11 protein-coding genes are annotated in these 12,310 nt (G+C 41.6%); 8 read left to right on the forward strand and 3 right to left on the reverse strand.

Translation table 11 applies throughout. The annotated features are described in order from the left end of the window. Positions 1 to 12 precede the first annotated feature (12 nt). The 7 genes from ODOSP_RS16120 to ODOSP_RS16150 all read left to right on the forward strand — a co-directional run bounded on the left by ODOSP_RS16120 (position 13) and on the right by ODOSP_RS16150 (position 8,974). A complete protein-coding gene (locus tag ODOSP_RS16120; protein WP_013613355.1) occupies positions 13 to 1,884 on the forward strand; it encodes an Ig-like domain-containing protein in 1,872 nt (623 codons plus the stop codon). A 6-nt stretch (positions 1,885 to 1,890) separates the two neighbouring features. Next, entirely contained in the window at positions 1,891 to 2,667 is a 777-nt protein-coding gene (locus ODOSP_RS16125) for a DUF3108 domain-containing protein (protein ID WP_022161142.1), read from the forward strand. Positions 2,668 to 2,696: 29 nt separating this feature from the next. Beyond that, complete coding sequence (locus ODOSP_RS16130) at positions 2,697 to 3,719, forward strand: DUF4837 family protein (RefSeq protein WP_013613357.1); 1,023 nt, start codon at positions 2,697 to 2,699, stop codon at positions 3,717 to 3,719. Between the two features lie 7 nt (positions 3,720 to 3,726). Next, the gene (locus ODOSP_RS16135) at positions 3,727 to 4,893 is read left to right on the forward strand and encodes an exo-beta-N-acetylmuramidase NamZ family protein (RefSeq protein ID WP_013613358.1); all 1,167 of its coding nucleotides are present in this window, start codon (positions 3,727 to 3,729) and stop codon (positions 4,891 to 4,893) included. 23 nt (positions 4,894 to 4,916) lie between these two features. After that, on the forward strand, positions 4,917 to 8,006 hold the full coding sequence (locus ODOSP_RS16140) for an AsmA family protein (RefSeq protein WP_013613359.1): 3,090 nt from the start codon (positions 4,917 to 4,919) through the stop codon (positions 8,004 to 8,006). A 310-nt stretch (positions 8,007 to 8,316) separates the two neighbouring features. Next, positions 8,317 to 8,610 carry a nucleotidyltransferase family protein gene (locus ODOSP_RS16145; protein ID WP_013613360.1) on the forward strand — a complete coding sequence of 98 codons (294 nt, stop codon included), beginning with the start codon at positions 8,317 to 8,319 and terminating at the stop codon, positions 8,608 to 8,610. Beyond that, on the forward strand, positions 8,603 to 8,974 hold the full coding sequence (locus tag ODOSP_RS16150; protein WP_013613361.1) for a HepT-like ribonuclease domain-containing protein: 372 nt from the start codon (positions 8,603 to 8,605) through the stop codon (positions 8,972 to 8,974). Before ODOSP_RS16145 ends, ODOSP_RS16150 begins: the two co-directional genes overlap by 8 nt. 66 nt (positions 8,975 to 9,040) lie before the next feature. Here the strand turns inward: ODOSP_RS16150 and ODOSP_RS16155 are convergent, their stop codons facing one another. Both ODOSP_RS16155 and ODOSP_RS16160 read right to left on the reverse strand, forming a co-directional pair. Then, positions 9,041 to 10,219 carry an AIR synthase related protein gene (locus ODOSP_RS16155; RefSeq protein WP_013613362.1) on the reverse strand — a complete coding sequence of 393 codons (1,179 nt, stop codon included), beginning with the start codon at positions 10,217 to 10,219 and terminating at the stop codon, positions 9,041 to 9,043. Between the two features lie 146 nt (positions 10,220 to 10,365). Next, positions 10,366 to 10,632: a hypothetical protein gene (locus ODOSP_RS16160; RefSeq protein WP_118107387.1), complete on the reverse strand. Its 267-nt coding sequence runs from the start codon at positions 10,630 to 10,632 to the stop codon at positions 10,366 to 10,368. Between the two features lie 328 nt (positions 10,633 to 10,960). Between ODOSP_RS16160 and ODOSP_RS16165 the strand changes: the two genes are divergently transcribed. Continuing rightward, a complete protein-coding gene (locus tag ODOSP_RS16165; RefSeq protein WP_013613364.1) occupies positions 10,961 to 11,521 on the forward strand; it encodes a carboxymuconolactone decarboxylase family protein in 561 nt (186 codons plus the stop codon). A 181-nt stretch (positions 11,522 to 11,702) separates the two neighbouring features. Here ODOSP_RS16165 and ODOSP_RS16170 read toward each other — a convergent pair whose 3' ends face one another. Continuing rightward, on the reverse strand, positions 11,703 to 12,182 hold the full coding sequence (locus ODOSP_RS16170) for a ferritin (protein ID WP_013613365.1): 480 nt from the start codon (positions 12,180 to 12,182) through the stop codon (positions 11,703 to 11,705). Between the last annotated feature and the right edge of the window lie 128 nt (positions 12,183 to 12,310).

Here is a 12,310-nt window from a genome sequence, read left to right on the forward strand (position 1 = left end):
TAGATAATAGGGATGAAGAAGAACGACGATAGAGCTTTCGGCTGGGAGTGGCTGGCTATGTTAGTTATGGCAGTAGTGGTTTATGCTTGTGCCAGCCGGGGATATCCCGAAGGTGGACCTAAAGATACGACCCCACCCCAAGTGATCCTCGAAGAACCGGCCTCTTTTACTAAAAATTTCGATAAAAAGCGGGTGAACATTTATTTCGATGAGTTTGTCCAGCTAAAAGATATTAACGAGAAGTTCATTATTTCTCCGCCTCAAAAGAAAAAACCGAAGCCTCGTTTAAAGGGGAAATATGTACAAGTCGAATTTGTGGATTCCTTGAAACCGAATACCACTTATACCTTGGATTTTGCAGATGCTATATCCGATAATAACGAGGGAAATCCTTTGGGATTTTATCGCTATGTATTTTCTACCGGGAATGAAATCGATTCGTTGGAATTGAGCGGACAGGTTGTGAATGCGGAATCCGGCGAACCGGTTTTAAATGTATATGTCGAATTGTATTCTAATCTGGCGGATTCGATGCCTTTGCTGGAGGTGCCTGACTATGTCGCCCGTACGGATAGTTCCGGTTTTTTCCGTTTGACGAACTTGAAAGATACGATTTATCGTGTCGTGGCGATTCAGGACGATAACCGGGATTATAAATATACGCCCGAAGCAGAAATGTTTGCTTACCTGGATACCTTGGTGCGTCCCGTGGTGATGACTATGACCCGGGTAGATACGTTCCGGGTTGTCGATAAAATCGTCGGGCAGGACACAACGATGAGGGATAGTATCGTCACACAGGAATATCTGGGATTTGGGCCTAACAATCTTTATCTGCGTTTGTTTCAGGAAAAGCTGACCCAGTTGTATATGACCGATGATGACCGGAAGGAACGGGAACGCCTCGATTTTATCTTTAGTATTCCGGGAAAGAATGAGTTTAAGGCCCGTTTGTTCGATACCTTGTCGACGGAACCGCTACCGGAGGATTGGTATGTGTTGGAACATTCGGCCGGAAACGATACATTGGCTTTGTGGATTAAAGATTCTACCGTGTATAAAAAAGATACCTTGAATGTTATCCTTTCTTACTTGCGGACAGATAGTACCGGTCGGTTGACGACTTTTGCCGATACCAGCCGCTATACATTTAAAGACAAAAAGAAACCCGACAATAAGAAGGGCAGGAAAGACGAACCTGAAACTCCGGTGATTGAGTTTGTGGAAATAAAATCGAATGCCGGTAACGATTTTGATTTGGGTGCCCGTTTGTGGTTGGAATTTAACCGGCCGGTCGACAAGGCGGGCTTGGAGAATCTGCATATATCGGAGAAAGTGGATACACTTTATCAGCCGCTGAATTTTACCCTGGAAGAAGATAGTCTGAAGATCCGGCGTATTTATATCGATGCTTCCTGGAAAGCCGGGCAGGAATATCTGTTGACTTTGGATTCTGCTTCTGTCAACGATATTTATGGACGGCATAATAACAAACTGGAGAAAAAATTCAAAGTGCGTCAGGAAGAATTTTACGGGAAGATTATGCTCAATGTGAGTGGCGTGCAGGGACAGGTTATTCTACAACTCTATAAGTCGGATAATGGGAAATCTGAGAATGGAAAACGTTCTTATGCAGTGGTACAGGAGCAAATTATCAACCAGGATGGACAGGTCACTTTCCCGTTGATTCCCGAGGGGAAATACAAGTTTAGGGCGATCTTGGATACCAATGGCAATGGAATTTGGGATACCGGTTTGTATTTGAAGAACCAACAGCCTGAAGAAATCGTTTATTTACCTGTCGAAATCAGTGTCAAACAAAATTTTGATATTGAGCAGGAATTTAATTTGTTGAAGCCGTATAAGGATGAGAGTGATAAATAGAAGGATATGAAAAAAATTTGGATATTGATGTTGTTATTGGGGGGAAGCCTGTCGCTTTGTGCCCAATCGAAATACCCGCCTATAGAAGAGTTGGTATATACCGGATATTATAACTGGGGATTTATTTGGGTCAAGGCTGGGCGGGTGGATTTTTCGTTGACGACTTCCGAAAAATATCCGAATGCCGAACGTTTAAAAGCTGTGGGTTATTCTTTACCTTCCTGGGATTGGATATTCACGATCAGGGACACCCTGATATCGCATTTTGACAAGAATACTTTTATGCCCTATGAATTTTCGAGAAAAGCTCATGAAGGGAATTATCATAAGACTTTCGATTATACATTTCATTATGACGATTCTGTCGTATTGGGAGATATCCATCGGATTGGAAAATTCAGACGGACAGATACGGTGAAACTACTCGGTCAAACCTATGATATGCTTTCGGTTGCCTGGATGGCCCGGGAGTTGGATTTTGATAAATACCAAAAAAACGACTTGATTCCGATCCGGATTTTGATCGATAGTAAAATTTATGATTTGTATATCCGTTATCTGGGTGTGGTGAAAAGCAAGATTGCCGGCCGGAAACAGGAATGTTACGTTTTTTCTCCCTTGTTGGTTGAAGGTGAGGTATTCAAAGGAGGCGAAAATATGAAGATTTGGTTGAGTAAAGACGAATATCGGCTTCCTTTGATGGTCGAAGCGAAGATTCTGGTCGGATCGGTAAAGGCGATTTTAGATCGTTCGGCTAGCAAATACGGGGATTTTACGGAATAAGTTTAATGTATATTTTAAATCATAATAAAATGAAGATACGAATATTAGTCAGTCTGCTGGTGTTGACCCTGAGTTATTTTTTGTTCTCTTGTAAAGAAGGTGGCGGTGGCCGGCGGTCAGCTTTACCTCCTGTCAGCGGTTCTACGAATGAACTGCTCGTCGTTATGCCGAAAACTTTGTGGGAAGGTCATGTCGGGGATACTATCAAGGAATTTTTCGGACAGCCTCAATTGGGCTTACCTCAGGGCGAACCGGTCTTTGATTTGATCAATCTTCCGCCTTCTAATTTCGAAAAAAATGTCCGTTTTCATCGGAATATACTGACTGTTTCGATTAAGGATAAAGTCGATACGGCTTCAATCGTGTTTCACGAGAGTCCCTGGGCTCGTTCTCAGAAGATTTTTCAAATCAGTGCACCGGATGTAGAGGCATTTTATAAAATCTTCAATGCCAATAAAAATAAAATGATGAACGTGTATCTCAAGGCAGAACGTGACCGTTTGATCGAGGTATACAAGAAAATACCGGATACGAAGATATTCAATATGTTTAAGAATAAGTACGACCTCCTGTTGTATTGTCCCGGAGGATATTATATAAATAAAGATACTTCGAATTTTGTATGGATTTCTTCCGAGACCCGGGTCGATAGCAAGGGGATCATTTTTTTTGAAGAAAAATATGAACATGAAAGTCAGATGGATTACCAGATTATCCTGGACCGGATGAATGAAGAGTTGAAGAAATATATTCCTGGGCCCCGGGATAGTACCTGGATGGCTTTGGATCTGAAGACTCCGATGACTGCTGCTTTTTATAAATATGACGGAATTCATTATGCTTTGCTTATCAGAGGTTTGTGGACTGCCGAAAATGATTTTATGGGGGGGCCGTTTGTTTTGAATGTCGTATTGGATGAAAAGAATAGCCGTATTATCTATATGATGGGCTATGTATACGCTCCCGATGGTAAAAAACGGAATATGTTGAGACAAGTGGAAAGTATTGTAAATTCTATGAAAATCGATTTCCCCGAGGAAGAAAAGAAATAAAGGGATAATGAGAGAGTGCATTTTTTTTCTGTGTTTGTGGTGTGGAATAATCGGAGGGGCTGAAGCCGTTTCTCCGGGTATTCAGCATTTTGACCGATACCGGAGTTTGTTGGAAGGCAAAAAGGTCGGGATTGTGGCTAATCAGACTGCTGTGCTGGAAACCGGGGACGGATATAAGCATAGTGTCGATTTCCTGCGTGATCATCAGGTACAATTGATACGTATCTTTTGTCCGGAACATGGGTTCAGAGGAGATGCCGATGCTGGGGAAACGGTGGGTGATTACCGGGATCGGCAGACCGGTTTACCGGTCATTTCCTTATACGGAAAGAAGAAAAAACCGAGTCCGGCGGATTTGCAGGGATTGGATGTGGTTGTTTTCGATATGCAGGATGTCGGTGTCCGTTTTTATACTTATCTCTCTACTTTACACTATGTGATGGAGGCTTGTGCCGAGAATCAGGTTCCGCTTGTGGTTATGGACCGTCCGAATCCGAATGCTTTTTATGTAGACGGGCCTGTATTGGAAATGAAATACCGGTCTTTTGTCGGAATGCATCCGGTTCCTGTCGTTTATGGGATGACTATCGGTGAGTATGCCCGGATGATTAATGGAGAAGGTTGGTTGAAAGATAAAAAGAAATGTGATTTGACGGTGATTCCTTGTCAGGGATGGAATAGGAGTATGACGGTAGATTTACCCCGGAAACCTTCTCCCAATTTGCCCGATAAAGTGTCGGTCATGTTGTATCCTTCGGTTTGTTTTTTTGAAGGAACGGTAGTCAGTGAAGGGCGTGGGACCTATACTCCCTTTCAGGTATTCGGGCATCCCGAATTGAAAGGTATGCCTTATACTTTTGTACCCGAAAGTATTCCCGGTATGAGTAAAAATCCCAAATGCCTGGGATTGAAATGCTATGGCATGGACCTGAGGAATAAATACGATGAGGTGAGAGAGGGACAACGGTTACGTGTGGATTGGTTACTATTGGCTTATCGGAATTATACCGGAAAAACTCCTTTTTTCACTTCTTTTTTCGAGAAATTGGCCGGGACAGATCGACTCAGAAAAGATATTGAGGCAGGTAAGAGCGAGCAGCAGATAAGAGCTGCCTGGCGTTTTCCATTGGAAGAGTTTCAGAAAATCAGAGAGAAGTATTTGATCTATAAATAAATTATTGAATTAGTGGATTGAAGATGAAAAAGTCACTGGGAAAACGGGTGTTGAAATGGACTCTCTGGAGCCTGTTAGCTTTAGTGGTACTGATTTTGGTCGGTGTCACTATTGTTATTCATTTTATCTTTACCCCGGCAAAATTAACTCCTTTGGTAGAGAAGACTGCAAAAGAATACCTGAATGCCGAGGTACATTTTGGAAATATTGAATTGACTTTTTTCTCTACTTTCCCGGATTTTGGAATTCAATTGGACGATGCTTCTGTTATTTCCGGGACATTCCGTGATAGTACGGCTAATAGCGAGCCGACCATGCAGGATTCCTTGATGAATATAAAATCTTGTCTGTTGACTATAAATCCGATCGCTTACCTGACTAAGAACCGTATTGTGGTGAAGGATTTCGTATTGGAACAGCCGGAGATATATGCTTATGTAGATTCGGCCGGTGTTCCCAATTGGGATATACTCCGGATAGCGGCAGATACGACTACTGTAGATACAACGATGGCGGATACCACTACTTTCGATTCGGGAATACGTTTGCGGAATGTTAGAATCCGGAATGGAAGGCTTGTTTTCGATGACCGGAATACGCGTTTGTATACCCGATTGACCGGAATAAACCTTGGAGTAGATGGCTATCTGGGTAAACGCCGTTCTCGGCTGAAACTGGATTTTTCAACTGAAAACGTATTGTTTTGGCAAGAAGGACAGTTGCTGGTCAACCGTTTGGCTTTCGGAATAGAAACCGGTATGAAAATCAACCGGGATTCCTTATTATACACTTTGGAGAAAGCCGTAGTCGATGTAAACGGTATCCGTTTCGGAGCCGGAGGAACTTTAAGAGGAGATACCGTAAATCATACTTTACTGGTGAATTTAAAGTATGGAATACATATTCCGACATTAAAGACACTATTGGACTTGGTGCCCGATACTATTCTGCATAAGACTGAAAATGTGGAGGTGCGGGGAGATGTATTGTGCCAGGGAGAGATTAAAGGTATTTACGGTCAACAGAATATTCCCTTGCTGACTTCTGAATTTCGGATCAAAGATGGCTTTATCGCTTATCCCGGTATGCCTTCGAAAATCGATACCCTGAACGTAGATCTTTTTGCTTTGATCGATTTGCAGAAAGAACAGGAGTCTTATGTGAATTTGCGGAATTTCTGTATGAAAGGTGGAGGTATCGATATCGATATGGCGGGCGATGCCGAACGCTTGTTGACAGCACCTACCCTGAAAGCTGAAGTAAAGGCTTTGGTGAATTTTGAAGAATTGACAAAAATCTTTCCCTTGGCGGATGGAATTACTTGCCGGGGTACGCTGAATACTTCTTTAAAAACGGATGTCCTGGTCGAAGATGTCCGGAATGCTGATTATGGGAAATTGAGAATCGGCGGGTGGTGTCAAATGAAGGATGTGAATATTTTTATCCCCAAGGATAGTATCGTTATGAATGTTAAGTCGGCAGGACTGGTTTTTGCCGCTAACCGCAAGAATACGAAGTCTGTCCAGGGAACGGATTTATTGAACGGAGTGGTCGGTTATTCCGGATTGGATATCCATGTCCGCAATAAGGTACGTTTGTTGATGGATACGACTTATCTGGCGCTGAGAACTTCGCCATTGAAAGATACTTCTGTAGTGGCTTCCATGGGGGCTAACCTACATTTGGGACGGATGGTGTTTATCGTCCGTGATACTTTGCTGGTGGGGTTGAAACAGGCGAATGCTAAAGCTTCGCTGTTGCCCTCGAAGCGTAATAAAAAAGTTCCTCAGATCAATGCAGAACTGCAGGTGGATAGTTTGCGCTTGCGGGCTATGGGCAACCGTTTGAATTTTGCCAAGGCAGAGGTACAAGTCGAGGCTGTCCGGAGTAAACGTAATACGAAGATCTGGCTTCCGACAGGATACGTCGATTTTACCGGTCTAAGGGCTTATACGCCTTATTTTCCGGTGCGTATGCGGATGCCGGGTACCCGATTGAGATTCGACCGGAATGAAATTCAGCTGGATTCGGCCGTGCTGCATCTGGGGCGTTCGGATTTGCGGCTTACCGGAAATGTGACTAATCTGGCTAAGTCGTTTTTTAAGAAAGAAGAGCTGAAAGCTCAGTTGTTGGTTACTTCCGATAGAATAGATTGCAATCAGCTGATGCGGGCGATGGAAAGAGGAACGGCCTATATGGAGAAGGTGAAAGCCGGTTTCCGGGATACGATTTCTACAGAAGTGGACGATATGGATGAAGTTCCTGTTGTCAGTGATACTACTGCTTTGGAAGGAAGTAATTGCTTGTTTGTGGTTCCTCCTGGTATCGACTTTACTTTCCAGACCGATATAAAGAAAGTATTGTTTGGAAAATTACAAATGGATAGTATTCATGGAGAAGTAGTTATGCGCAATCAATGCATCCAGCTATCGGATCTGGAATTACGTTCTTCGGCTGCCAATATGAGTACCACGGCTCTGTATCGGGCGACAGATACCACCAAGGCTTATGCCGGTTTTGCTTTGCAGATGCATGACATTCGGATCGATAGTCTGGTTGGACTGATCCCTTCTTTAGATACGCTTTTCCCTATGCTGAGGTCGTTCGAGGGACTGGTGGATTTTCACATTGCTGCAGATTCGTGGCTGGATTCTGCCATGAACATCGATTTGCCGACTCTAAGGGCTGCGGCTTATCTGGACGGCCGCGATCTGGTGCTGATGGATGGGGAGACTTTTGCTGAAATTTCGAAAATGCTGATGTTTAAGAATAAAAAGCGGAATATGATCGATAGTATTTCAGTAGATTTAATGGTGAAGGATGGGACGATCGAGATATTCCCTTTTCTGGTAGAAATCGACCGTTATAAGGCTGCTGTCGGCGGACAACACAATATCGATATGACTTTTAAATATCATATCTCTATCCTGAAATCACCTTTGCCTTTCCGGGCCGGTGTGGATATTTCAGGGAATCTCGATAAGATGAAGTTCCGTATTACGAAAGCGAAATACAAGGATCTTTTTATCCCTTCGCGAAAAGCTAAAGTCGATAGTACACAATTGAACCTCCGGCAACGAATGCGCACGATATTAAAAGAAGGAAAAGGATAGAAAAAATGTTCGATTAAATCAGTCGAAAATTTATAAAGTCCATAAAGTTTATAAATTTTTATAAATCCTTCCATATCTTACCACAATAATAAGAAAGAGGGTGACTTATCTGTCATCTGACTTTTTAGTTACCCTCTTCGTTTTATATATAAAATTTACGAATCAAACCTACCGTTCAGTATATAAATTTCCCGAATTGACAGAGTAGACGATTTTGTAGTTTTATAAAAAAGAAAAACAGGCTGAATAAACATATTGTCTAACTGTCAGATAATTCTTATATTTGTGAATATGAACCAGATGATATTTTATGAAATCTATCAATGAATATATACAACTACTGGCAGTCTACATGCAAACCCATGCTTCTGTTTATCACATTAAACGCATGGGGATATTTGGGAGTGTTGCCAGGGGTGAACAGACTGAAAATAGTGACATTGATATTTGCTATGAAGGAGAGGCGCCTACGTTGTTTACATTAGTTCGTATCAAATATGAATTAGAAGCTTTATTGGGACGTCCGGTAGATTTGGTTCGTGTGCGTGAAAAAATGGATGAGGTATTAAAGCAAACCATTCAAGAGGAAGCTATTTATGTATGATGTAAAAGTTTTGCATTTGCTTGACAAAGTGATAGAATCTCTGGAAGTCATTCAGCAACGAACTGAAAATATTCATTGTACTAATGATTTTCTGGATTCTGCTACAGGAACTTTATTACTGGATGGAGTTTGTATGAAATTGATTGCTACTGGTGAAAGTATAAAGAATCTGGATAAATTAACAGCAGGCAATTTGCTCATTTATTACCCACAAATACCATGGCGTGAAGTGATGGGAATGCGTGATATAATTGTACATCACTATTTTGAAGTGGATGCAGATGTTATTTTTAATACAGTAAAGGAGAATATTCCGTTATTAATGGATACTTTGCTGCAAATGCGGGAAGATTTGAAGGAATGATAAAAGGATGCTCCAGAAGGGCATCCTTTCGTTTTATATATAAAATTTACGAATCAAACCTACCGTTCAGTATATGAATTTCCCGAATTCGCTGAGTATGGTAAGCTTATTTCCTTCGCCTTCGTCATTGTCGTAGCAACGACCGACGATTTGGGCATCGATATTGAAACTCTTTGAGATAGCGATAATTTCTTCTGCCAATTCCTCGTCGACATAAACTTCCATACGATGACCCATGTTGAACACTTTGTACATTTCCTCCCAAGGCGTACCCGATTGTTCCTGGATTAACCGGAATAAAGGAGGTACGGGGAAAAGATTGTCTTTTACAATATGCATATTCTCGACAAAATTCATCACTTTAGTCTGGGCTCCTCCTGAACAGTGAATCATCCCATGAATCTGGTAACGGTATTTGTCCAGAATTTGTTTTATTACCGGAGCGTAAGTACGGGTCGGAGATAAAACCAATTTTCCTGCATTCATACCTACTCCCTCGACACAGTCCGTCAATAGGCATTTCCCTGCATATACTAATTCTTCCGGTACATTATTGTCATAACTTTCGGGGTATTTTTGAGCCAGATATTTTGCAAATACATCATGACGGGCCGAAGTCAAGCCATTAGAACCCATTCCGCCGTTATATTCGGTTTCATAAGTAGCCTGTCCGTACGAAGAAAGGCCTATAATGACATCTCCCGGGCGAATGTTGGCGTTGTCGATGACATCTTTCCGTTTCATCCGGCAAGTAACTGTTGAATCTACAATGATCGTGCGTACCAGATCACCGACATCGGCTGTCTCCCCACCTGTAGAATAGATGCTTACACCTAGTTTCCGGTATTCTTCCAGTAATTCTTCTGTTCCATTGATAATGGCAGCAATGACTTCTCCCGGGATCAGGTTTTTATTCCGGCCGATCGTGGAAGATAACAGAATATTGTCTACTGCACCGACACATAAAAGGTCGTCTATGTTCATAATCAGTGCATCCTGGGCAATTCCTTTCCAAACGGAGAGATCTCCGGTCTCTTTCCAATACATATAGGCTAACGAAGACTTTGTTCCTGCTCCGTCTGCATGCATGATGTTGCAATAAGCTTCATCTCCTCCCAGATAATCCGGTACGATTTTGCAAAAAGCCCGGGGGAATACTCCTTTGTCGATGTTTTTTATCGCATTGTGGACGTCTTCCTTGGAAGCTGACACACCACGTTTGTTATATCTTTCGTCTTTTCTCATAATAGATGAGTTGCTAAATTACTGAATCACGAAATTACCGGATGATCAAATGACCCGATCTCTGTCGTTTTTAGAAGTTGCAAACTTACACAAAACAAATGAATTTATCAATGTGCATGAGTGATGTATTGACTTCCTGATGAAGATTATCTGATGAAGGTCCGGTGAATAAGAGCGTAGAGCCGCCACCAGATTACGAGGAGTAAGCCGATTGTAATCAGCATACTGACGGTTTTGCCGGTATGCAAAAAATAACCCACGGTAAAGGCAATACCTTCGACTCCATTCCAAGGGTTCATGGCTACCCAGGTGTAACGGTAATTACTGGCTACCGCACTCATAGACAGAGCCGAGCAGGCAACGAGCAAAATGATGAAGGAAATAATCAGAATCAGTATGTTTTTATTTTTCATGATTGCAGTATAATGTATTGAATACAAAGGTAAGTAATTTAAAGAAAATATTTCTGAAGCAGGAAAAAAAGAAACCGGAAATTATTCCGGTTCCTTTCGTATGTATCTGTACGATACTATTGGTTGGGTTAGTTTAGCATATTCCTTTGTCGTTTAACGTACATTAAGTTTGTGGATACCTGCGGGTACCGTTCTTTTTTCCTTTTCTCCCAATTTATGGTATGTTTTATCTGTGAAATAAACGTAAAGCAATTTTAAAAGTTTCCATATTGCGGTAAAAATTCAACTTTATTTTTCAATTTTCGTATAATCCCCAAAAATAAAACTGATGAGAAGAGAATTTAAAGTACCCCGGATGGAAGAAGTATTGGAACATGATCGTAAATTGCTATTTGCATTAAAGCAGTCGATGGGTTTTGTTCCGAATGTGTATGCCTTCATGACCCGTTCCGAAACTGCCTTGAAACGATTTATGGATTTTATGGATGTTTCTACGGTATTTGACCGAATTCAGACGGAAGCGATTCATTTGGTGACTAGTCAGGTAAATCAGAATCCTTATTGTTTGGCAGCGCATACGGCTTTGGCTAAAGAGGCCGGTTTGAGCGATAAGCAAATCGAAGCGATCCGTAAAGGAAATGTCACTTGGGATGAAAAGTTGGATACCTTAGTGGATTTTACTTGTGAGCTGGTTACGAATCGGGGCAAGGTAGGCCCTGAGATGATCGGCCGTTTCTATCAAGCCGGATATACGGATGCTTGTCTGGTTGATTTGGTCATGCTGGTCGGTATGACGACTATAACCAATTACCTCAATAATGCCACCTGGATTCCCGTCGATTTCCCCGAGGCTCCGGTCATCATCTGTAAATGTGATTGTAAAAAGTAAAGTTTACGAATAACCTTCTGTTTTTATTCCCATATAGTTGATACGAGTATCTGAAAAGATGAAGTAACCGATGTGTATAAGGAAGACGAAGCTGTCTGATACTTTAAAGTGCGCCTTAAAAATTCTTGTTCGACTTTTAGGGCGCACTTCATCATTCAGGCAGTTTTTTATGCTGAGGTCTTTATCGCTTAGCCAGTTGGGCATCGATGAACAAAAGACCTGTATCACCGGCTTTTTTCAATTTGTCGACAATTCCTTGTGCTGTTGCTTCTTCTTCAACTTGTTCGCGTACGAATCCCCACAGAAAGTCTTGGGTTGCATTGTCTTTTTCTGCAGAAGCGATAGAAACCAGATTGTCGATCATTTTTGAAACCTTGCATTCATGTTCATAGACATGTTGGAATACTTCCAAAGGACTACCCCACCCTTGAGGAACAACGTCTATTTTATCTATTTTGGCTTTTCCTCCCCGCTTTGTAACGTAATCAGCCATGGTATAGGCATGCTCCAGTTCTTCCTGAGATTGTTTTTTCATCCAATGGGCAAAGCCGTCAAAACCTTCGCAAGCGAAATAGAAAGACATGGACAAATACAGGTTGGAAGACCACATTTCAGCAGTAATCTGCTCATTGATCGCATTTTGTAGTTTTTCAGAAATCATTGTTTTTTATATTTAATATTGATAATTCATTATACTTTTTATTTGTTAATTACAAAATTTATGCCATATCCGATATTTGCCATTTTGACAGTTCTAAGTAATGACAAAATGATCAATATACCGGAAAA

It is taken from the genome of Odoribacter splanchnicus DSM 20712 (assembly GCF_000190535.1).
In the GTDB taxonomy this organism is placed as follows: domain Bacteria; phylum Bacteroidota; class Bacteroidia; order Bacteroidales; family Marinifilaceae; genus Odoribacter; species Odoribacter splanchnicus.